This window comes from Rhizobium sp. OAE497, from assembly GCF_040546565.1.
Lineage (GTDB): Bacteria > Pseudomonadota > Alphaproteobacteria > Rhizobiales > Rhizobiaceae > Rhizobium.
Window position 1 is genome coordinate 331,380 of sequence record NZ_JBEPOA010000001.1, and the last position, 21,050, is coordinate 352,429.

The following is a 21,050-nucleotide window of genomic DNA, read 5'->3' on the forward strand; positions in this document are numbered from 1 at the left end:
CCGGCATTCCCTGAACCCATCCGTAACGCCACGTTGCATGAGGCGTTAACCCACCCTCAAGCATACGTTAACAACGCCGATCTGAACTACTATGCAATTTTAGGGGTTTTCGGTCAATTCTGCTTGAAAATAAAACCCATGCGAGAAATCAGCGCAATCATAAACAGCAACGTTTCAGTCAACCAAAAGTAGGCTTGATGTGGATAGCCTGCTGTTGAATCGGCCTTAAAGCTCTCAAGAGTTGCATCTATGAAACCGCTCTCATTGAGGCTAAGTCCACTAATAATCTCTCCGCGTGAATTCACCAGCGCTGAAATGCCGCTGTTGGCGTCGCGAATCAGCGGTAATCCTGTCTCAACTGCGCGGATTCTTGCCTGCTGAAAGTGCTGATAAGGTCCAGGCGTAGATCCAAACCAAGCATCGTTAGTAATGTTGAGAATAGCATTGGCCTGATTGATGCCGGCCATCTCTCCGGGGAAAATGATCTCGTAGCAGATCAGCGGGTAGAGCGAGAGGCCGCTCGGGAGATTGAGCATCTCGCGGCTCGCGGCGGCGGTGAAGCCGCCCGGCATTTCCACGACGTTCTGGATGCCGAAATCATCGAGGAAATTCTCGAACGGCACATATTCGCCGAAGGGAACGAGATGCACCTTGTCGGATGCTGCAATGATCTGCCCGCGGCCATCGATGACGTAGATCGAGTTGTAATAGCGCGGTGCGTTACCGGGGCCGGTTTCCTCGACGCGAACGGCGCCGGCGATCAGGACCTGGTTGTCGTCGAGCGTATCGGCAATCCGCGTCAGCGCGTCCTGATTATCCGTTAGAATGAAGGGGATAGAGGTTTCCGGCCAAACGATGATATCGGGCTTCTTGCCGCCATCCTTCGGCGCTTCCGCAGAGAGCTTGAGATGTTTCTCGAAGATCGCCGAGCGGTCGGCATCGCTGTCGAGCTTTGCCGCCTGGTCGATCATCGGCTGTACCAGGCGCACGACCGGCTGCTTGTCGGCAGGCGCAGCCTCGGGCTTCGGCAAGTAATAGAGAACGTAACCGCCATAGCCGACATGCGCCGCAAAGAGCAGGGTGGCGAGCGTCACGCCGATCTTTGCGCCCTGACGCGTGCCGAGAAGGGCAGGGGCGGCAAAGACGAAGACGGAGAGGGCGGTGATCCCCATGACGCCCAGGATGTGCACGGACTGCATCATCAGCGGAACCGGCATCATCCCGTAGCCGATGGCGTTCCAGGGAAAGCCGGTAAAGACCACGCTTCGCAGCCACTCGAACAGGCCGAAGCTTGCGGCCAGTGCGGCAATCCGCCCCAGTCCCTCCGACCAGAAGATCCGCGCGGCGGCCGCCGCCAGCCCATAGAAAATCGCCAGCACCGCTGGCAGGCCGAGAATGGCAAGCGGCAGAGCCCAGGCAAAGGCGTCGGAATCGATCAGGAGCGCATGCCCCAGCCACCAGAGGCCGGCAACGAAATAGCCGAAGCCGAAAAGCCAGCCGGTGATGAAGGCCGGCCAAAGACGGCCGATAAAGCTTGCCTCCGGAGAGGCCGCCGCCCCGTCGATCAGCCAGACGAGCAGCGTGAAGGAAATGAACATCGCGGCAAAGAAGCCGATCGGGGGGAGCGCTATAACGCCGATGGCGCCAGCCAGGATCGCCAGCAGTGCCCTTTTGAAACCCCAGACCAGGATAACCCTGTCCGCAAGCCGCTCCATGCGCAGTCCCCATCAAGCCGCGAATCAACCCGGCTCGCAGTCTTTCAAAAAAGCAGCTGTTTGTCGTGCTTTACGGGCACTCAGTTTGCCGCAGAAGATTCCGCGGGCCTATCGTCGCCCTGCTCGGAGCCACCAACGCCGTCACCGTCCGCCTTGACGCGGCGGCGGATTGCCTGGCGCTTGCGCGTGATGCGCACGCGCTTGATGCGCCGCGGATCGGCATCGAGGATGTGAAACTCGAAATCTGGAAGCGCCTGAACGACTTCGCCACGCACCGGAATACGTCCGAGCGCCGAGAAGATCAGGCCGCCGAGCGTATCGACCTCGTCCACCTGTTCGGCAATGTCGAAATCCGGGCCGATCGCCGCGGCGATCTCTTCCAGTTCGACGCGCGCATCGGCAACGAACATGTCTTCGGAGACGCGCTTGAACATCACTTCGTCGTCGTCATGCTCGTCGTCGATGTCGCCAACGACCATTTCAACGATGTCCTCATGCGAGGCGAGACCATCGGTGCCGCCATACTCGTCGATGACAAGCGCCATCTGCGTGCGGTTGACCTGCATGCGGCGCAGCAGGTCCGATGCCAGCATCGACGGGGGAACGAACAGGATCTTGCGGATGATGCCCGCCTCGGAGAGCGTTTTCTGCAGGTCGACGCGCGCCAGATCGAAATTCGGTTTGGCGGCGCGGCTCGGCTTCTGGATGTTTTCGGGCGCGATCTCGACCAGCGGCTCGGCAGCCTTGGTCTTGGCGCCGGCGCGGCGCTTGTTGCGTGCCTGCTTGGCGACATAGGAGAGAAGGTCGCGGATATGGACCATGCCGCGCGGATCGTCGAGCGTATCGGCATAGACGGGCATGCGCGAGCGGCCGGACTCTTCGAAGAGGATCATCAGCTCGCCGATGGTGATTGTCTGGTCGACGGCCTCGATATCGGCGCGTGGCACCATGACATCGGCAACGCGGACTTCGCGGAAGCGCAGGATGTTATGAAGCATCGCCCGCTCGTCGGGCGAAAAGGCGTCATCGCCGGTATCGCTGGTCATCAGCGCGTCGGCAATGTCTTCGCGCAGGCGCGAGCCTTGTTGTGGCCGGAGGATGCGGGCCGCGCGTGCCCAGAAAGATCGTCCGGAGTGTCTACTACTTCCCCCCTCGTCGGAGGAGGAAGACTGGTCGGCATCCTTGGTGTCTGCCGCGGGTTTTGCTGTAAAGTCGCTCATGGTTCCAATTTAAGGTCTTGACCCTCGTATGGGTCAGATAGGCCGAGATCCGCCAAAATGCGAGTCTCCAACCCCTCCATAATTTCGGCTTCTGCATTATTCATATGGTCGTAGCCGAACAGATGCAAGAAACCATGCACCATCAGATGCGTCAGATGGTTATCGAAGGGCTTTTCGAGCTCGGCAGCCTCCCGTTCGACGGTTTCCCTGGCGATGATGATATCCCCAAGCATCGGCCCCGGCATCTTGCCCGGCGTGATCGGATAGGCCGGGAAAGACAGGACATTGGTCGCCTTGTCCTTCTGGCGCCACTCGGCATTGATCGCCCGGATGGATTCGTCGTCGGTGAAGACCAGAGACAGCTCGGTCGCCATCTTCGGAAACTTCTGCTTGGCGTGCGTCTTCAGGTGACCGGCGGCCGCCTCCAGCACGCGTTCGGCCAGAGGCTGCAGCTCATCCTCGGAAGGCCAGCCGCCTTCCTCCACACTGATCTGAATATCGAGCAGGGTCATCAGTCCTGATTGACCGCGTCTTCTTCGCGCGCCGTATAGGTCGCGTCATAGGCGCGTACGATGCGGCCGACCAGCGGATGGCGCACGACGTCTGCATCCTTGAAGCGGACGGTCGAGATGCCCTCGACTTCGTTCAGGAGACGCAGAGCTTCGACAAGGCCCGACTTGACGCCGCGCGGCAGGTCGATCTGGCTCGGGTCGCCGGTAATCATCATCCGCGAGTTTTCGCCGAGACGCGTCAGGAACATCTTCATCTGCATGGATGTCGTGTTCTGCGCTTCGTCGAGAATGATCGCGGCGTTGGAGAGCGTGCGGCCGCGCATGAAGGCGAGCGGGGCGATTTCGATGACGCCGGCAGTGATCGCCCGCTCCACCTTGTCGCCCGGGATCATGTCGTACAGCGCGTCATAGAGCGGACGGAGATAAGGATCGACCTTTTCCTTCATGTCGCCGGGCAGGAAGCCCAGGCGCTCGCCGGCTTCGACGGCCGGCCGGGTCAGGATGATCTTTTCGACGGCGCCGCGCTCCAGAAGCTGGGCTGCCTGGGCGACAGCGAGATAAGTCTTGCCGGTACCCGCCGGGCCAACACCGAAGACGAGCTCGTTGCGCTCCAGCGCACGCATATAAGCGTCCTGCGTCGGCGTCCGTGCGATGATGGTCTTCTTGCGCGTCGAAATCTGCGCCATGGTCAGCTTGGCTTTCTTTTCCATCGTCGGCAGGCTCAGCTGGTCGTCGGCGGCAACGGCCATGCGGATCGCACCTTCGACGTCAGATCGTTCCACGCTGCCACCTTTCTGAAGCTTTTCATAGAGATAATCGAGCGTGCGCCGCGCCTGGTTGGTGGCGATCACGTCTCCGGTGATGACGACGGAATTGCCTCTGGCGCGGGCGTCGATATGAAGCCGCTCTTCAAGCAGCTTCAGGTTCTGATCGAACTGACCAAAAAGTTCGCTGGCGAACCGGTTGTTCTCGAACGTCAGGACAAAGTGATTGGCGTCGCTCGCAATGCGTGGGTGGCGCGGTGAAGAAGAAACCAATTCTTGTCCGTTCAAGCGGTCGAGCTCCTTGTTGAACCTCAGCCCTCTGCAAATTCGGCAAACAGGCTGTTGGTTCCGGTTCCGGTGATTCGCACTTTAATAATGTCACCGATTTGCGATGCTTTTGCATCAACATTCACAGACTGAAGCCAGGGAGAACGCCCAATAAGCTGTCCTTCCATGCGACCGGGCTTTTCGAGCAACAGATCAATCGTTTTACCGACGCAGGATTCGGCAAATTCCTGCTGCTGCTTCAAGAGAAGCGCCTGCAGGCGTTCGAGCCTTTCTGCCTTGATCTCTTCGGGCACCTGGTCCTTCAAGTCAGCGCCGGGCGTACCCGGACGTGTCGAATATTTGAACGAGAAAGCCTGCGCATAGCGCACTTCCTCGACAAGCTTGAGTGTATCCTCAAAATCGGCCTCTGTCTCCCCCGGGAATCCGACGATGAAGTCACCCGAAAGAGCTATATCGGGCCGCGCGGCACGGATACGCTCGATCAGCGCCAGATATTCGGCAGCCGTATGGCGGCGGTTCATGGCTTTAAGAATGCGGTCCGATCCGGCCTGAACCGGCAGATGCAGATAAGGCATCAGCGCCCGCAGATCGCGATGCGCCTCGATCAGCCGGTCGTCCATGTCACGCGGATGGCTGGTCGTGTAGCGCAGGCGCGCCAGGCCGGGGATGTCGGCGAGGCGGTAAAGAAGGTCGCCGAGGCTCCATTCTTCGCCGTTCGGGCCGACGCCATGCCAGGCATTGACGTTCTGGCCAAGCAGCGTGATCTCGCGCACGCCACCTTCGACGAGCTGCTGCGCCTCTTCGACGATCTGCGCGACAGAACGCGAGACCTCAGAGCCGCGGGTATAGGGCACCACACAGAAGGTGCAGAACTTGTCGCAGCCTTCCTGCACAGTCAGGAACGAGGTGACGCCGCGCGAGCGGATCTTCTTCGTTTCGGCGATCGGCAGATGCTCGAACTTGTCCTCGAGCGCATATTCCGTATCGACGATCCGCTGGCCTTCCTTGGCCTTGCGCAGCGCTTCCGGCAGACGGTGATAGGTCTGCGGACCGATCACGACATCGACGGCCGGCGCGCGGCGCAGGATCTCTTCTCCTTCGGCCTGGGCGACGCAACCGGCAACGCCGATCATCATCTCCTTGCCGGCGGCAGCCTTCTTCTTTTTCATTTCCCGCAGGCGGCCGAGGGCGGAATAGACCTTCTCAGCTGCCTTCTCACGGATATGACAGGTATTGAGCAGGACGAGGTCGGCCTCTTCCATATCCTCTGTCGGTTCATAGCCGTCGCGGGCCAGAGCGTCGCTCATGCGCGTCGAGTCATAAACGTTCATCTGGCAGCCATAGGTCTTGATGAAGACCTTGCGGCTGTTGCTGCCATCGCGGAGGCTCTCGCTCGGGAGCTGCTCCGGGGCCTGAAGAAGGGCGCTGTCTTGGGTCATGGCGGGCTATTTAGTGGTTTTTTGCCCGCTAGAAAATCGAAATCTTGTCTCAGGCGATGTCGCGGCCGCGCAGGCTGCTGTTCAGCATCGCGCGGATGCGCTGCGCGATCGTCGCACTGACATCCTTGCGCTTCGAATCCGCACGGTAATCGACCGGCTCGCCGAAGCTCACTTCGGCATCGAGCGCCCCCATTCTGAGAACATCGAGGAGATGCGGCATCAGTTCGACATCACCCGGCCAGCCCGCCAGCGGGCGGTGATAGCGGCCCATCGCGATGCCATGAACACCAGTATAGGCGATCGCTACAGGCTGGACGAAAACCGAGCCACTCGGGGAGTGCGGCACGGCCATCGCGGCGGCGCCGAAGAGAGAGGACTTCACCTCGAGCAGCCGGTTGCCGTCGGAGGTCGTGCCTTCAGGGAAGAGCACGATGATCTCGCCATCGGCCATGCGCCCGGCGATCTCGTTCGCCTGGTTGCCGGTGTTGCGCTTTTCCTCGCGGACAATGAAGACGCTCTTCTGCAGCTTGGCGAGATGGCCGAATACCGGCCAGCCGCTGACTTCGATCTTAGCGATGAAGGCGACGTCGGCCACCGACGACATCACCATGATATCCATCCAGGAGGCGTGGTTGACGCAGAGCATCAGCGGGCGGCGGGTTTCGAGCGTGCCTTTGACCCTGACCCGGATTCCCAGAGCGTGGCAGGCGAACTTGTGCCAGACGCGTGGCAGCGTGCGGCGGAGCTTCCAGTCGAATTTAAGCGCCAGCAGCTGGAAAGGCATCAGCAGGATGCTCGCCAGCGCAATGACGACGGCGGCATAGATCATGCGCACCCACACCATCAGCGGAGGCCTTCTGCTGCGGTCATCGGATCAGCGTTCGTCTTTCTTCAGCGGAATGCCATAGAGCTCCAGCCGGTGATCGACCAGCTTGAAGCCATGCTCGCGGGCGATCCGCTCCTGCAGCGCCTCGATCTCCGGTGAGCGGAACTCGATGACGACGCCGTTCTTCAGGTCGATCAGGTGATCGTGATGCTCTTCCGGCACCGTCTCATAGCGCGAGCGGCCGTCGCGGAAGTCGTGACGGGCAATGATGCCGGCATCCTCGAACAGCTTGACGGTGCGGTAAACCGTCGAAATCGAGATCTTCGCGTCGACCTTCACGGAGCGGCGATAGAGTTCCTCGACATCAGGATGATCCGCAGATTCTTCGAGAATGCGGGCAATGACGCGGCGCTGCTCGGTCATCCGCATGCCGCGTTCGGCGCATAGCTCCTCAAGGGTCTTGGCTACGTCGGTCATTGGCGGCCTTCACAACAGATTCCAGTTCCGCAAGGGAACTAGCGAAGAACGCGCTTCATGACAAGCGCCGTGGAAACAGCACCCTTGTCGTCCTTGTAATAGCCGCGGCGCTCGCCGACCTTCTCGAAGCCGAGCTTGCGGTAGAGACCGAGCGCCGGTGCGTTGCCCGCATCGACTTCGAGGAACAGGCTTTCGCCGCCGCGCGCATGGGCTTCACGCATCGCAGCCTGCATCAGCCGCCAGCCGAGACCGGAGCGCGCAGCCTTGGCCTGTACGGCGACCGTCAGGATTTCGGCCTCTCCGGCCACCTGGCGGGCGAGTACGAAACCGGGCAGCGGCTTCTTCAGGAAGGCATTGGTCTGGCGCGCCACGAAGCCGAAGACATTGTCCTGGCTGAGCAGGCTGTGAAATTCGCCATCGCCCCAGGGGCGGGCAAAGCGTTCGCCATGCAGCACGGCAACGGCGTGGCAGTCGTCGCCGTCCATGGGGACAATCTCGAATTCCGGCTTAAGCGTCAGATAGGCTTCCAGCATTGTCATACTCGCGCAATCGCAAACCCCGCCTGTGGCTTGGCGTCAGGTCCACGCAGATAAAGGGGCTTCGGCTTTCCGGAAGACGGGTCGGCGGCAGCGCCGAGGCGCGCCACGAACGAGATGGGGAAGGAATTGGCGTAGTCGCCAGTCAGTTCGGGGCGCAGCAGTGGTGCTGCGGAACCGGTGATCTCGCCATCGAAGGTCGAGGCGAAGGCTTGCGCTTCCTCGATGGTGACGGCGCGGGGATCGTCGAGAGGCTCGCCCTCGGCCGAAAAGCTCTGCAGATAGATTTCACCGCGCTTGGCATCCATCGCTGCGAGTACGGCGCGGCCGGGCGTTTTCACGCGCTGGGCTGCGGCCATGGTTTCGAGCGTGGTGATGCCAACGGTCGGGATATTCAGGGCGAGGGCAAAGCCGCGCGCTGCGGCAACACCGACGCGGATACCGGTAAACGAGCCTGGACCGATCGTGACGGCAATGCGTTCGACCATCGCGAGCTTCTTTCCCGCCTGCGCCAGCACGCGGTCAACGATGCCCATCAGATGTTCTGCATGCCCCTTTCCAATCATGTCCGATGCCTCCCCCAGCATCGTATCACTACCGCTGTCATAAACAGCGGCAGCGCAATCCACACCTGCCGTGTCGAGCGCCAGAACAATCATGCCATCAATTTCCGAATAAATTCTTCCGCGCGCAGAATAAATTCATCCGGCCGTGCTGCAATAGCCCGGCCGGGTGAATTCATGCGCAAATACTGTTGTTTAGGCCGCGACCACTTCCTGCACTTCGGGAACGAAGTGGCGAAGCAGGTTCTGAACGCCATGCTTCAGCGTCGCGGTGGAGGAAGGGCAACCCGAGCAGGAGCCCTTCATGTTGAGATAGACCTTGCCGTCCTTGAAGCCGCGGAAGGTGATGTCGCCGCCATCCTGGGCAACGGCCGGGCGCACGCGGGTATCGAGCAGTTCCTTGATCGTCAGGACGATCGACTCGTCGCCGGCATCGAAGAACTCGTCGCCGGCATCGGCATCTTCGGAGAGAATGGAGGCGTCGCCCATGACCGGCTTGCCGGACATGAAATGTTCCATGATCGAGCCGAGGATCGCCGGCTTCAGGTGCTGCCACTCGGCATTGTCCTTGGAGACGGAGATGAAATCATAGCCGAAGTAGACGCCGGTTACGCCCGGGATTTCGAAGAGGCGCGCGGCGAGCGGCGAAGCCTGGGCTTCTTCCACGCTGCGGAATTCGGCCGTGCCGTTCTCCATCACCACCTTGCCCGGCAGAAACTTCTGCGTGGCGGGGTTCGGGGTGGCTTCGGTCTGAATGAACATGTCGCTCTCCATGCGGTCGAGCCGTCGCTCGTTACCGTCTTTAGAATTCTTCAAAAGAAAATAGGCCGTTTGGACGCGCCATTCAAGAGATAATGACTCCAGAATTGCTGGTTTAGGCCAGCGCGTCCAACTCTTCGTTCGTCAATGTATCGGGCAGCACCGTTACCGGGATCGGAAAGGCCGCGCCCTTGCCTGCGACGGAGGAAACGAGCGGTCCCGGTCCCTCTTTCGCCGAGCTCGCCGCAAGCACCAGGATCGCGATGTCCCGGTCTTCCTCGATTACCATGTTGATCTGCTCGGCAGCGCTGCCTTCGCGAATGACGATTTCCGGTTCGATACCGATCGTCTCGCGCACGACCTGCGCCGATTTGGCGACCACGGCTTCCGCCTCTTCGCGCGCCTCGGCACGCATGATCTCCTCGACCCCCAGCCACTGCTGGAAATCGCCTTCCGGGATCACATAAACGAGAACGAGGCCGCCATTCGAATTCTTGGCGCGCCGGCCGGCATAGTGGACGGCACGCTGGCATTCGGGTGTACCGTCAATGACCGCCATGAATTTGCGGCGATGACCTTCGAGACGTGAGAGTCGCTTTGATACCATGGCGCGGACTCTGACACCCTAACCCGAAAATTTGCAAGCCCCGGCCTGTGAACTCAATGTTCAGGGTCCTGTGACATTGGGCAGCCAGTTCGGCGGATCGTCGGCGTGGAGCGCGAGCACCGATCGCGAGGTGATCGCGAGCCGCGCCTGCTTCCAGGCCTCGATGCGAACAGGATGGTTGCTGGCGAGCGCCTCGTTCTTTTCATGGAAAAGTTTGGAAAGCACCGGTCCCAGCCGATGGCCGAATTTTCGGTCGAAATCCTCAGGCTGAGGTTTGAACGTCGCGACTTTCAGTCCCTCGGCGCTCGCCGTCTGCACATAGAGGCCGAGCAGGCGTTCGATCACGAATGGCCGCATTCCGGCGCCTCTGTCACGGGCATAATTGGCGACGCCGCGATAGGCGAGGCCTGCCGGACGGCCCATGCCGGCTTCCTGATCGAGGCCGTAGAGAACGGCTTCGCAATAGGAGAAGTAACCACGCCAGAAGCGCTCGTTGCCGCAGACGTAGTTGCACAGAAAGAACGTATCCTGCCCCTGCGGCTGAACGACAGGGTAGCCTTTGTTGCCGAGATACTCGCAGATCCTGTCCAGGCCGGTATGGCCGGTCGCTATGCCTTGCTCCCATACATTGATGTAGATCGCGGCATTCGCGAGCATGGGATTGTAGATATAGCAATCGAACCCGGCGTCCTTGGCCTTCGCTGCTTCCGATGCGAAATGCGAAAATGACGTCGCAGCCTTCAGCTCGAATTTGCTTGAGACCAGACCCCAGAACGCCTCCCGATCAAGACCGATAGCCTTGTGGTGGTCGTAGAGGGTGCGGAAAAGCTCGTACTCGCGGGTATTGGCATCCGTATTGAACGAGATATCGAAGGCGATCGCGTCCGGATGGAGAGACGCCCGCTGGTCGCTGTTGAGGTAGGGCTGGTAGACCAGGCATCCGCTCTGCGACGCCTTTGCGGCAACCGTCGCGGCATCGGGCAGATACGTAGCGGCCTGCATAGCGGCAAACGGGGTCATCGATATTCCCTATAGCATGTGATTGCTGGACTGCGGCTGCGGCACCGCAGCGGTCTGTCTCATACCATAGGCGGGAGAGCTTGAGCCGGGCTTGCAAAGCCCGGCTCGCTATCTGCTAGTAGAGGAAGCCGATGATGTCGCGGACGTCCTTCATCGTTGCCTCGGCGCGGGCGCGGGCGCGTTCGCCGCCATTGCGCAGGATCGCGTCGATATGGCTCGTATCGTCCATCAGGCGGCGCATTTCGGCCGTGATCGGCGAAAGCACCTGAACGGAGAGATCGATCAGCGCCGGCTTGAAGACGGAGAACTGCTGGCCGCCGAATTCGGCAAGAACCTGCGCCTTCGTCTTGTCGGCAAGCGCCGCATAGATGCCGACGAGATTGTCGGCTTCAGGGCGGCCCTTCAGGCCTTCGAGTTCGCTCGGCAAACCATCCGGATCGGTCTTGGCCTTGCGGATCTTCTTCGAGATCGCGTCCTCGTCGTCCATCAGGTTGATGCGCGACAGATCCGACGGATCGGACTTCGACATCTTCTTGGTACCGTCGCGCAGCGACATCACGCGCGGCGCCGGGCCATCGATCAGCGGCTCGACCATCGGGAAATAGGCGTGCACGGGCTCATCGCCGACGGTGATGTCGGTGCCGTGACCGGCGCGCCGGATATGATCCTGGTAGTCGAGGTTGAACTTCATGGCGATGTCGCGCGCCAGCTCGAGGTGCTGCTTCTGGTCGTCGCCGACGGGAACATGCGTGCCGCGATAGACGAGAATGTCGGCAGCCATCAGGCTCGGATAGGCGAGCAGACCGAGCGAGGCATTCTCGCGGTCCTTGCCGGCCTTGTCCTTGAACTGCGTCATGCGGTTCATCCAGCCGATGCGGGCGACGCAATTGAAGATCCAGGCGAGCTCGGCATGCTGCGGCACGGCGGACTGGTTGAAGACGATATGCTTCTCGGGGTCGATGCCGGATGCGATGAACGCGGCGGCGATCGAGCGGATCTGGCCGCGAAGATCCTCATGCACCAGCTGTGCGGTGATCGAGTGCAGATCGACGACGCAATAGATGCAGTCATTGCCGTCCTGCAGCGCTACGAACTTGCGGATCGCGCCGAGATAATTGCCGAGATGCAGATTGCCGGTCGGCTGAACGCCGGAGAAAACGAGCTTCTTGAATTCGCCCATGATGATGTCCTCGATTAGGCTGGTGGAGGGCCCCAGGGCTAGACGCCCATGTTGCTAACGGGCGCGCTTATGCACGCGCCAAGGGCGGCAATCAAGAGGCTGCGGGTGCGGCGTGTTGGATGAGGTCGAAGGTGTTGCCGTAAGGATCCGAAAACACCGCGACGGTGCCGTAAACCTCGTGCCGCGGCTCCTCCAGAAAGCGGACACCGGCGCTGGTCATTGCCGCGTGATCGCGCGTAAAATCATCGGTCTTCAGGAAGAAGCCGACGCGTCCGCCGGTCTGGTTGCCGATCGCAGCCTTCTGCCTGTCGTCCGCTGCCTGTGCCAGCAGGAATGCAGCGCCATCACCGTCACGCGGCTTCACCACCACCCATCGCTTGCCATCCGGCATTGCCTCGTCCTGCTGGCAGTCGAAGCCGAGCGCACCGCAATAGAAAGCTTTGGCGCGATCGTAATCATCGACGACAAGCGTGACGAGAAACAGCGATTGCATCGGTCCGGGCTCCTGGTTCGAGGCATTTCAACGGGTTGAAGATCACTCTCTTAAACTTTTTTGAGCCGCCACACCGCATTTTTCGCGCGTCTTCCGCGATTTCGAACGGGCTATGCACGCCGCCTTCAACGCATTGATTCCGTTTTGGGTGTCGGGAGTATTTTATACTCACAAATAGCTATGTTGAAAACGGTGATATCCTATAAATGAGGGATTTTCACATTTTGAATTAGTAGAAAATTTCACAAAATGGTCACAATTGAAACCAACGTTCCTCCCGCCATCCGGCCGGGCAGCGCCCCTTCAGCCCGGCCCTTTCCGGAGGGACGTCGATGCATACCATTCTATCCCTGGCGCTCGCCGGCCTGTTCGCCGTGTCCTGTTGCCTCAACGCCAATGCACAGACAGCCAAGAAGCCATCCGTCAGACTGCTGAAGAACAGCGCCAATTCCGCCTATACGGTGCAGACCGTCAGCGTCCGTGTCGGCTGCTTCCCGCCGCGGCTGAGAGGAATTCTCGCGCATATCGCCGCAAAAACCGGACGCCGGCCGATGGTGACATCGGGCTTCCGGCCGCATTCCGGCCGCTCGCACTCACAGCACCGGCATTGCAATGCCGCCGATATCCGAGTGCCCGGCGTTTCCGAGCGCGTGGTCATTGCCGCCGCTCAGAGCGCACCGGGTATTGGCGGTATCGGCCGCTATTGCAACGGTATCGTTCATGTCGATACCGGGCCGAAGCGGCGCTGGACCTATTGTTGAGCCTCAGCCTTCGGTCGAGGGTGCGGGCTTGCGGTTGAGGTTGCGGCGGATCATGCCGAGATCGGCGCCGCCGATCAGGAATGCTGTCGCGAAATAGACGATCATGGAAATGCCGATCAGCAGACCGAGCGTGCCGACCTTCGTCGTCAGATGCGCGTCTGATGCGAGCGACGGCGCCCAGCGATGCTGCAGATAGATGATGACGGCACCCATGACGGCGGCCGAGACGACGAGCAGAGCGGCCCGCCGCGCCAGCGCCCATTCCCAGGCCAGATGCCCGCGGCGCAGCAGCGTTACGAAAAGCAGGACCGTGCTGATCCACCCCGCCGTCGCTTCGGCGACCGCGATGCCGGGAGCGCCGAGATAGGGGAACAGCGTCAGCGCCGTCGCGCAGTTGACGCCGACCGCGATCGCCGAGAAGCGCATCGGTGTCTTGGTGTCCTCGCGGGCGTAGAAGCCCGGGTTGCAGCGCCTTGATCAGCACGAAGGCCGGGAGGCCGATGCCGTAGATCGCCAGGATGGAGCCGACAATCAGGGTGTTTTCCTGATGGAAGGCGCCACGCTCGTAGAGCACGCGGATGATTTCGTCGGAGAGGATCCAGAGCGCGAAGGCAGCCGGGATCGTCAGGAACAGCACGAATTCGATCGACCGGTTCTGCAGGTTGCCCGCCTCGCGCAGATTGCCGCCCTTCAGCGCACGCGCCAGTTCCGGCAGCAATACCACGCCAACCGCGACGCCGACGACGCCGAGGGGAAGCTGGTAGATGCGGTCGGCATACTGAAGCGCCGCGATCGCGCCTTCGCGAGACGAGGCGATCGCCTGGCCGATCATCTGGTTGATCTGCGTGATGCCGCCGGTGACGGCTGCGGGCACCGCGAGGATCAGCAGCCGCTTGACGTTGGGCGTCATGCGCGGGCGGCGAAGGCCGATGCTCATGCCGGCATGGATGACGCCGAGATAGACGACGGCGAGCTGCAGAATACCGGCCGCGAGAACGCCCCAGGAGAGATACCAAGCCGTCTGCAGCGGCTCCGAGCCGGTGTAGAGCGCATAGAACAGCGCGCCGATCATCACGACGTTCAGGAAGACGGGCGCGACCGCGGCGGCGAAGAAGTGATGCAGCGAGTTCAGCATCCCGCTCATCATCGCCGTCAGCGACATGCACATCAGATAAGGGAACATCACCGCCGCCATGCGCACGGTGATCGAGAACTTGTCCGGATCGTCGGTGAAGCCGGGCGCGATGATGAAGCGCACCAGAAGCGGCATGCAGAGCTCCATCACGATGGTGATGAGCAGCAGTACCGAGAAGAGCACGCCGAAGACTTCTTCGGAGAAGCGCTTGGCGCCGTCGGTGCCGTTCGCCTCGATCTCCTTGGCAAACAGCGGCACGAAGGCGGCGTTGAACGCGCCTTCGGCAAACAGGCGCCGGAAGAGGTTCGGAAAGCGGAAGGCGGCGTAGAAAACGTCGGCCATCGGGCCGGTGCCGAGCGCTGCGGCCATCAGTGTTTCACGGGCAAAACCGAAGATGCGGCTGCCGAGCGTGGCGCCGCCGACGGTGGCAAATTTCTTGACGAGGCTCATGCGGGGGAACCGGCTTTCTTGTCGCTCGGCTGCGAAGAGCGTGCCGTGGCAGCGGGCGCGATGATGCCGGATGGCATGCGTTCGCGCAGCTCGTCCTCTTCACCGGCCATGACGGCCTTCAGCCGGGCGGTGATGTTGGAGCGCTTGCTGTCACTGGTGATCTTCTGGCCGACGAGGTCGGTGACGTAGAAGGTGTCGATCACCTTCTCGCCGAAGGTGGTGATGCGGGCGGATTGAATGTCGAGCGAGAGGTCGGAAAGCACCGCGGTAATTTCCGACAGCAGCCCGGCGCGGTCGAGGCACTCGACCTCGATGACGGTGAACTTGTTCGACAGGTTGTTGGTGATGTTGACCGACGGCGGAATGACGAAGGCCTTGCTCTTCTTGCGGTTCTTCGTCCGCGTGGCGATGACTTCGGGCAGCCGCTTGCGGCCGGAAAGCACGTCCTCAATCATCCGGCCGATCGTTGCGGCACGGCGAAGCTCGTCCTCGTCATTGGGAAATTCGCGGCTGACATGGATCGTGTCCAGCGCGCGTCCGTCCGAGGTCGTGAAGATCTGCGCGTCGACGATGTTGGCACCCGCTGCCGCGCAGGCGCCGGCGATGACGGCGAGCAGGCGCGGATGGTCGGGCGAGAGCACGGTGATCTCGGTGATCGCGTGGAAGCTGTCGGTCCGCACCGTCGTTGCCAGCGCCTGGCCGGCCTTGTCTGCCTGGCGGATGAAATGCGCGTGGCGCACCTGGTCTTCCAGCGGCACCGAGAGCAGATAGGGCTGGTAGTGCAGTTTCGTATAGGTCTTGCGGTCCTTCTGCGTCCATTCCGAGAGCGCGTTGAACAGCGCCTCGGCGGCAAAGCCGGCGCGTTCCTTGCGCGACACTTCCGAGAAGCCACCGGCGAGCAGAAGCTCGGTTTCGTAATAAAGCGTGCGCAGCAGCTGGCCCTTCCAGCCGTTCCAGACCCCCGGGCCGACAGCGCGGATATCGCAGATCGTCAGGATCAGCAGCATCTTCAGCCGGTCGAGCGACTGCACGCGATCGGCAAAATCGGTGATCGTCTTGCGGTCGGTCAGGTCGCGGGTCTGGGCGACCATCGACATCGTCAGATGCTCCTCGATCAGCCAGACGACCATCTCCGTCTGCTTCTGCGACAGGCCGAAGCGGGCGCAGAGCTTGCGGGCGACGCGGGCACCGGCGATCGAGTGATCTTCCTGGCGGCCCTTGGCGATGTCGTGCAGCAGCACCGCGACATAGAGCGAGTCGCGATCCTCGATATGCGGCATCAGCTTGTTGGAGAGCGGGTGGAGCTCCTCGGCCTTGCCCTTGTCGATCTCCGAGAGAACATCGACGCTGCGGATCAGATGTTCGTCCACCGTGTAGTGGTGGTACATGTTGAACTGCATCATCGCGACGATCTTGCCGAATTCGGGAATGAAGCGTCCGAGCACGCCGGCCTCGTTCATCCGCCGCAGGATCAGGGCGGGGTCGCGATGCGAGGTGAGGATCGACAGGAAAAGGCGGTTTGCTTCCTCGTTGTCGCGCAGATCGTTGTCGATCAGCCCGAGCGAGCGGCTGACGCGCTTCAAGGCATCCGGGTGGAACTCAAGCCCGTTCAGATCGGCGACATGAAAGAGCCGGATGATGGCAACCGGATCGCGCTTGAAGACATCGGGGTCGGCAAGCGTGATGCGGCCGCGATCCTCGACGAATTCGACGCTTCCGGCGATCTTGCGGGTGCGGTGGGTAAAGCGGCTGAGCACGCCTGTCAGGCCGGGGATCGTCTTCGCCTGCTGGTCTTCAAGCGCCGCGCAGAGAATGCGCGTCAGGTCGCCGACATCCTTCGCAACGAGGAAATAGTGCTTCATGAATCGCTCGACGGCCGATAGGCCGGGGCGGGCGTGATAGCCGAGCGCCTCGGCGATCTCGCGCTGGATGTCGAAGGAAAGCCGCTCTTCTGCCTTGTTGGTCAGGAAATGCATGTGGCAACGCACCGCCCAGAGGAAGTCTTCGGCGCGCATCAGCAGCCGGTATTCCTGCTTGGAAAGAACCCCGAGCTTGATCAGTTCGGCGGGATCGCGGACGTGATAATAATATTTCGAGATCCAGAACAGTGTGTGCAGGTCGCGAAGGCCGCCTTTGCCTTCCTTCACGTTCGGCTCGACCAGATAGCGCGTGTCGCCCGCCTTGCGGTGGCGCTCGTCGCGTTCGGCAAGCTTGGCGGCGATGAATTCCGGGCCGGTGCCGGTGACGATTTCCTTGTCGAAGCGGGCTTCGAGGTCGGTCTCCAGTGACTGCAAGCCGCAGATGTAGCGCATTTCGAGGATCGCCGTGCGGATCGTCATGTCGGACTTCGACAGCGCGATGCATTCCTCGACGGTGCGCGTCGCATGGCCGACCTTGAAGCCCATGTCCCACAGAATGTAGAGCATGAACTCGACGGCCTTGTGCGTCTCCTCGCCGGGCTTCGGCAGGAAGAGGAACAGCAGGTCGATATCCGAACCCGGCGCCAGCGTGTCGCGCCCGTAGCCGCCGACAGCGGTGACCGAGAACTTGTCCTTCTGCTTCGGGAAGATATGCGTGACGGTGAAATGATAGAGGACCGTGATGATCTGGTCCTGAAGCCAGGAAATGCGGTAGGCGCAATGCAGACCGCCGCCATCTTCCGAAAGCAGCTCGCGGGCCTTCTGGCGGCCCTCGTTGCTGGCCTTTTTCAGGAGTGCGAGGAGATCCGAGCGCAGAAGGTCCGGGCGGTTCTTGTTGGCTTCGGCCACGGCATCGCACTGGCTCTGCAGATAGGCCGTATCGAGGATGCCGGAAAAGTCGATGTCTTGCTTCGCCATGCTGTGTTCGCGCGGCGCGGCTTGCTCAGTCTGCGCCTCTCGTTTCGTCTGCATGCGATATAGCCTCTCTACCCGGCTGATGACACCGGCTTCATACCTCAAGAACCTTTAATTTTGGCGAAAAGGTGTTGCGAGCCGCCGGGGCGGGGCGCTTTGCCGCAAGTTGGCAGATTGCCGGCGGTCAGACCGTCTGGGCCTGAACCGAGTAGAGCACCTGGCGGGCTTCCTGAGTAATCGCCTCCAGCGTCGGCCGGTCGCATTCGCGGTAACCCGCCTTGGCGATCATCGAGGCGAGCTCGCAGATCAGCGTGCAGCAGCGGGTAACCTCAAGCAGGCCGTAGGGCGATTTCCAGCCGCGCGGATTGCCGTGCTCGTCGGCGCGACGAAGCGCTTCGAGGATCGTGAACATATCGGAGAGCCGCTGTGTCTCACGAACGAGGCTGCGCATGAACATCGGACGGCTCCTACTTCACTTGTTTCTTCAATGCGTAAAGCGCATCCAGCGCCTCACGCGGCGTCATGTCGTCAAGGCTCATGCCCTTCAGCGTTTCCTCGACCTTGGACGGACCGCGATTTGTATCCTCGCGGCGCACCGCCACCTGGAAGAGCGGCAGGTCGTCGATCAGTTGGCTCGCCGGGTTCTTTCTGTCGGCATCTTCAAGCCGCGTCAACACATCGCGTGCACGGGCAACGACGGAAGCCGGCAGACCGGCCAGCCGGGCAACCTGGATACCATAGGAGCGATCGGCAGCGCCCGGGCCGACTTCATGCAGGAAAATGACCTCGCCGTCCCATTCCTTCACCCGCATCGTGGCGTTCGATAGCCGGGCAAGCTTTTCGGAAAGCACGGTCAATTCGTGAAAGTGCGTCGCAAAAAGCCCGCGGCAGCGGTTCGCTTCATGCAGATGCTCGACGGCCGCCCAGGCGATCGAGAGGCCATCGAAAGTCGCGGTACCACGGCCGATTTCGTCGAGAATGACGAGCGAGCGGTCGGTGGCCTGGTTGAGGATAGCCGCGGTCTCGACCATCTCGACCATGAAGGTCGATCGGCCGCGGGCCAGATCGTCGGAGGCGCCGACGCGGGAGAAGAGACGGTCGACGATGCCGATATGCGCCGACGTCGCCGGAACGAAGCAGCCCATCTGCGCCAGGATCGCGATCAGCGCGTTCTGGCGCAGGAAGGTCGATTTACCGCCCATGTTCGGGCCGGTCAGCAGCCAGATAGCGCCGTCCTTGCCATCGGAGACCGGTGACAAATCGCAATTATTGGCAACGAAGGGGCCGGACGACTGACGCCGCAGCGCCTGCTCTACGACGGGATGACGCCCGCCCTCGATCGCGAACATCTTCGAGCCGTCGACGAGCGGGCGGCAATAGGCTTGCTCTTCGGCAAGCAGCGCCAGTGCAGCCGCAACGTCGATAATGGCAAGCGCCCGGGCGCCGGCCTTGATCGCCTCGGCCTCGGCAACGACAGCCGCCGTCATCCGGTCGAAGGCGGCAAGCTCGATCTGCAGCGCCCGGTCGGCGGCATTGGCAATGCGGCTTTCGAGATCGGCCAGCTCCGTCGTCGTGAAGCGCATGGCGTTTGCCATCGTCTGGCGATGAATGAAACGCGCCTTGGCTTCCGCCGTATCCGTCATCGGCCCGGCATTGCCGGCCGTGACTTCGATGAAATAGCCGAGAACGTTGTTGTGCTTGATCTTCAGCGACTTGATGCCGGTTTCGTCGGCATATTGCAGCTGTAGGCTGGCAATCACCCGGCGCGACTGATCGCGCAGCGCCCGGACTTCGTCGAGCTCGGCGTTGGCGCCATCGCGCAGAAAGCCGCCGTCGCGCTTCAGCAGCGGCAACTCATCGGCCAGCGTTTCGCCGAGCAGGGCTTCCAGCTCGGAGGGAAGGGCTCGCAACCCATCGAGGGCCGCGTTGAGTTCGAGCGGCAGCAGGGCGCTGTCAAGCTGGCCGACCAGTTCGCTGGCAGCACCCAGTCCTTGGCGGATCGCCCAGAGATCGCGCGGGCCGCCACGATCGAGCGCCAGCCGCGAAAGGGCGCGCGGCATATCGGGCACATGCTTCAGGGCATCCCGCAGGTCGCCACAGAGCGACGGCTCCTCGATGAGGAAGCCGATGGAATCGAGACGCTCGTTGACCCTTGCCGGATCCGTCAGCGGCGACATCAGCCGCTCGGCCAGGAGGCGAGCGCCGCCGCCGGTCACGGTACGGTCGATCGCCTTCAGCAGCGCCCCGTTCCGGTCACCTGAAAGGGTCTTTGCCAGTTCGAGATTGGCACGTGTGGCGGGGTCGATAAACAGTGTCGAGGCACCGCTTTCCCGTTCGGGCTTTCCAAGCGGCGGCCGCTCGGCGATCTGGGTCTTCTCGACATAGGCGACGGCAGCCGCAGCTGCCGCAAGTTCGGCACGCGAGAAGGTGCCGAAACCGTCCAGTGTCGAAACCCCGAAATAGCGCGTGATGCGGCCCTCTGCCGTCGCGCTGTCGAACAGCACGCCCGGCTGCGGCACGGCCACCCGGCCAAGCACGTCGAAAACAGGCTTCAGTTCCGGGTCGTAGAACATCGTATCCGGCACGATCAGCTCGCGCGGGTCGATGCGCAGGATGTCGGCCAGCAGGCGGGAAGTCTCTGTTTCTGCGAGACGGAAAACACCAGTCGAAATGTCGATCCAGGCAAGCGCCATCAGCGGTTCGGACGCGCCGCGGATACGGGTGAGCGCCATCAGGTAGTTGGATTCGGATGGCGAAAGCAGCTTTTCTTCGGTGATCGTGCCGGGCGTGACGAGACGGATGACGTCACGCTTGACGACCGACTTCGAGCCGCGCTTCTTCGCTTCCGCGGGATCTTCCACCTGCTCGCAGACAGCGACGCGGAAACCGAGACCGATCAGCCGCTGCAGATAGTCGTCGGCCGCATGAACCGGCACACCGCACATCGGGATATCCTGCCCCATGTGCTGGCCGCGCTTCGTCAGCGTGATGCCGAGCGCGCGCGACGCATCGAGCGCATCCTCGAAGAACAGCTCGTAAAAATCGCCCATGCGATAGAAGAGCAGCAAATCCGGATTGTTCGCCTTGATCTCGATGAACTGCTCCATCATCGGCGTCGCCGAAGCGCGGCTTTCCTCTGTCGCGAGTTCGGCAGCCGAAAAGGCTTCGTGTCGAGGATCCATTCTGTCGTTCACGTCGGTAGGCTTTTCCCTAAAAAATCAGGTGCCACCCTATCGAAGCGCGGCTATAGAAGACAACAGCTATCGGGAAATGGGAGCCGTTAGCCCACAGGAGGATTGAGGGAGGTATTCGCTGAACCGCACGGTCAGGAAGCCCTTGAGGGGCGCCTGCCAGTTCCAACGGATATTTTAATCGATTGTAGCCGTACGGCTTTTTCGCAAGGCGTCGTGTCAGCCCCTATGGCCCTGTCTATAGATTGGGGAAACGGCGCAATCGAAAGCCGATTGCCAG

General features: G+C 61.5%; 18 protein-coding genes and 1 pseudogene. 1 reads left to right on the forward strand and 18 read right to left on the reverse strand.

From position 1 onward, the window contains the following. Window positions 1-113: 113 nt before the first annotated feature. From lnt to ABIE40_RS01750, 14 genes are all read right to left on the reverse strand, one after another. Window positions 114-1,715 (reverse strand): apolipoprotein N-acyltransferase, encoded by a 1,602-nt coding sequence (gene lnt / locus ABIE40_RS01685; protein ID WP_199626042.1) that lies wholly within the window; start codon window positions 1,713-1,715, stop codon window positions 114-116. Between the two features lie 80 nt (window positions 1,716-1,795). Beyond that, window positions 1,796-2,935: a hemolysin family protein gene (locus ABIE40_RS01690; RefSeq protein ID WP_199626043.1), complete on the reverse strand. Its 1,140-nt coding sequence runs from the start codon at window positions 2,933-2,935 to the stop codon at window positions 1,796-1,798. Beyond that, window positions 2,932-3,447: an rRNA maturation RNase YbeY gene (gene ybeY / locus ABIE40_RS01695; protein WP_199626044.1), complete on the reverse strand. Its 516-nt coding sequence runs from the start codon at window positions 3,445-3,447 to the stop codon at window positions 2,932-2,934. Before ybeY ends, ABIE40_RS01690 begins: the two co-directional genes overlap by 4 nt. Then, a complete protein-coding gene (locus tag ABIE40_RS01700) occupies window positions 3,447-4,499 on the reverse strand; it encodes a PhoH family protein (protein WP_112713741.1) in 1,053 nt (350 codons plus the stop codon). The genes ybeY and ABIE40_RS01700 overlap by 1 nt, the downstream gene beginning before the upstream one ends. Window positions 4,500-4,522: 23 nt before the next feature. Continuing rightward, window positions 4,523-5,938, reverse strand: coding sequence for a tRNA (N6-isopentenyl adenosine(37)-C2)-methylthiotransferase MiaB (miaB, locus tag ABIE40_RS01705; protein WP_199626045.1), 1,416 nt, complete (start codon window positions 5,936-5,938; stop codon window positions 4,523-4,525). Between the two features lie 49 nt (window positions 5,939-5,987). Further along, on the reverse strand, window positions 5,988-6,782 hold the full coding sequence (gene olsA, locus ABIE40_RS01710; protein WP_502944770.1) for a lyso-ornithine lipid O-acyltransferase: 795 nt from the start codon (window positions 6,780-6,782) through the stop codon (window positions 5,988-5,990). A gap of 30 nt (window positions 6,783-6,812) precedes the next feature. Further along, window positions 6,813-7,241 carry a Fur family transcriptional regulator gene (locus ABIE40_RS01715; RefSeq protein WP_112713735.1) on the reverse strand — a complete coding sequence of 143 codons (429 nt, stop codon included), beginning with the start codon at window positions 7,239-7,241 and terminating at the stop codon, window positions 6,813-6,815. Window positions 7,242-7,279: 38 nt separating this feature from the next. Next, window positions 7,280-7,780: a GNAT family N-acetyltransferase gene (locus tag ABIE40_RS01720; RefSeq protein ID WP_246777525.1), complete on the reverse strand. Its 501-nt coding sequence runs from the start codon at window positions 7,778-7,780 to the stop codon at window positions 7,280-7,282. After that, on the reverse strand, window positions 7,777-8,436 hold the full coding sequence (gene tsaB / locus ABIE40_RS01725; RefSeq protein WP_112713731.1) for a tRNA (adenosine(37)-N6)-threonylcarbamoyltransferase complex dimerization subunit type 1 TsaB: 660 nt from the start codon (window positions 8,434-8,436) through the stop codon (window positions 7,777-7,779). The genes ABIE40_RS01720 and tsaB overlap by 4 nt, the downstream gene beginning before the upstream one ends. A gap of 99 nt (window positions 8,437-8,535) precedes the next feature. After that, entirely contained in the window at window positions 8,536-9,102 is a 567-nt protein-coding gene (locus ABIE40_RS01730; RefSeq protein WP_130279205.1) for a NifU family protein, read from the reverse strand. A 112-nt stretch (window positions 9,103-9,214) separates the two neighbouring features. Beyond that, entirely contained in the window at window positions 9,215-9,706 is a 492-nt protein-coding gene (locus ABIE40_RS01735) for a universal stress protein (protein WP_112713727.1), read from the reverse strand. A gap of 60 nt (window positions 9,707-9,766) precedes the next feature. Further along, the gene (locus ABIE40_RS01740) at window positions 9,767-10,726 is read right to left on the reverse strand and encodes a hypothetical protein (protein WP_130279203.1); all 960 of its coding nucleotides are present in this window, start codon (window positions 10,724-10,726) and stop codon (window positions 9,767-9,769) included. A 115-nt stretch (window positions 10,727-10,841) separates the two neighbouring features. Continuing rightward, complete coding sequence (gene trpS / locus ABIE40_RS01745; RefSeq protein WP_112713723.1) at window positions 10,842-11,906, reverse strand: tryptophan--tRNA ligase; 1,065 nt, start codon at window positions 11,904-11,906, stop codon at window positions 10,842-10,844. Window positions 11,907-11,997: 91 nt separating this feature from the next. Further along, window positions 11,998-12,399 carry a VOC family protein gene (locus tag ABIE40_RS01750; protein ID WP_199626046.1) on the reverse strand — a complete coding sequence of 134 codons (402 nt, stop codon included), beginning with the start codon at window positions 12,397-12,399 and terminating at the stop codon, window positions 11,998-12,000. Window positions 12,400-12,731: 332 nt separating this feature from the next. Here ABIE40_RS01750 and ABIE40_RS01755 point away from each other — a divergent pair, with 332 nt between their 5' ends. Further along, window positions 12,732-13,160: a YcbK family protein gene (locus ABIE40_RS01755; protein ID WP_112713719.1), complete on the forward strand. Its 429-nt coding sequence runs from the start codon at window positions 12,732-12,734 to the stop codon at window positions 13,158-13,160. Window positions 13,161-13,163: 3 nt separating this feature from the next. Here ABIE40_RS01755 and murJ read toward each other — a convergent pair. From murJ to mutS, 4 genes and pseudogenes are all read right to left on the reverse strand, one after another. Further along, window positions 13,164-14,745: pseudogene (gene murJ / locus ABIE40_RS01760) on the reverse strand (murein biosynthesis integral membrane protein MurJ). After that, window positions 14,742-17,636 (reverse strand): [protein-PII] uridylyltransferase, encoded by a 2,895-nt coding sequence (locus ABIE40_RS01765; RefSeq protein ID WP_199626047.1) that lies wholly within the window; start codon window positions 17,634-17,636, stop codon window positions 14,742-14,744. Before ABIE40_RS01765 ends, murJ begins: the two are co-directional and overlap by 4 nt. A gap of 127 nt (window positions 17,637-17,763) precedes the next feature. Continuing rightward, window positions 17,764-18,036, reverse strand: a complete 273-nt coding sequence (locus ABIE40_RS01770; RefSeq protein ID WP_112713713.1) for a hypothetical protein — start codon at window positions 18,034-18,036, stop codon at window positions 17,764-17,766. A gap of 10 nt (window positions 18,037-18,046) precedes the next feature. Then, on the reverse strand, window positions 18,047-20,761 hold the full coding sequence (mutS, locus tag ABIE40_RS01775) for a DNA mismatch repair protein MutS (RefSeq protein ID WP_210341048.1): 2,715 nt from the start codon (window positions 20,759-20,761) through the stop codon (window positions 18,047-18,049). Window positions 20,762-21,050 lie beyond the last annotated feature (289 nt).

Bases quoted from the DNA above. Each gene is read 5' to 3' on its own strand.
- ABIE40_RS01740 (WP_130279203.1), bottom strand. From the start codon at position 10,726: ATGACCCCGTTTGCCGCTATGCAGGCCGCTACGTATCTGCCCGATGCC.
- ABIE40_RS01715 (WP_112713735.1), bottom strand. From the start codon at position 7,241: ATGACCGACGTAGCCAAGACCCTTGAGGAGCTATGCGCCGAACGCGGC.
- ABIE40_RS01765 (WP_199626047.1), bottom strand. From the start codon at position 17,636: ATGCAGACGAAACGAGAGGCGCAGACTGAGCAAGCCGCGCCGCGCGAA.
- ABIE40_RS01690 (WP_199626043.1), bottom strand. From the start codon at position 2,935: ATGAGCGACTTTACAGCAAAACCCGCGGCAGACACCAAGGATGCCGAC.
- trpS (WP_112713723.1), bottom strand. From the start codon at position 11,906: ATGGGCGAATTCAAGAAGCTCGTTTTCTCCGGCGTTCAGCCGACCGGC.
- ybeY (WP_199626044.1), bottom strand. From the start codon at position 3,447: ATGACCCTGCTCGATATTCAGATCAGTGTGGAGGAAGGCGGCTGGCCT.
- ABIE40_RS01770 (WP_112713713.1), bottom strand. From the start codon at position 18,036: ATGTTCATGCGCAGCCTCGTTCGTGAGACACAGCGGCTCTCCGATATG.
- ABIE40_RS01720 (WP_246777525.1), bottom strand. From the start codon at position 7,780: ATGACAATGCTGGAAGCCTATCTGACGCTTAAGCCGGAATTCGAGATT.
- miaB (WP_199626045.1), bottom strand. From the start codon at position 5,938: ATGACCCAAGACAGCGCCCTTCTTCAGGCCCCGGAGCAGCTCCCGAGC.
- ABIE40_RS01750 (WP_199626046.1), bottom strand. From the start codon at position 12,399: ATGCAATCGCTGTTTCTCGTCACGCTTGTCGTCGATGATTACGATCGC.
- ABIE40_RS01730 (WP_130279205.1), bottom strand. From the start codon at position 9,102: ATGTTCATTCAGACCGAAGCCACCCCGAACCCCGCCACGCAGAAGTTT.
- lnt (WP_199626042.1), bottom strand. From the start codon at position 1,715: ATGGAGCGGCTTGCGGACAGGGTTATCCTGGTCTGGGGTTTCAAAAGG.
- ABIE40_RS01735 (WP_112713727.1), bottom strand. From the start codon at position 9,706: ATGGTATCAAAGCGACTCTCACGTCTCGAAGGTCATCGCCGCAAATTC.
- tsaB (WP_112713731.1), bottom strand. From the start codon at position 8,436: ATGATTGTTCTGGCGCTCGACACGGCAGGTGTGGATTGCGCTGCCGCT.
- ABIE40_RS01755 (WP_112713719.1), top strand. From the start codon at position 12,732: ATGCATACCATTCTATCCCTGGCGCTCGCCGGCCTGTTCGCCGTGTCC.
- olsA (WP_502944770.1), bottom strand. From the start codon at position 6,782: ATGGTGTGGGTGCGCATGATCTATGCCGCCGTCGTCATTGCGCTGGCG.
- mutS (WP_210341048.1), bottom strand. From the start codon at position 20,761: ATGGATCCTCGACACGAAGCCTTTTCGGCTGCCGAACTCGCGACAGAG.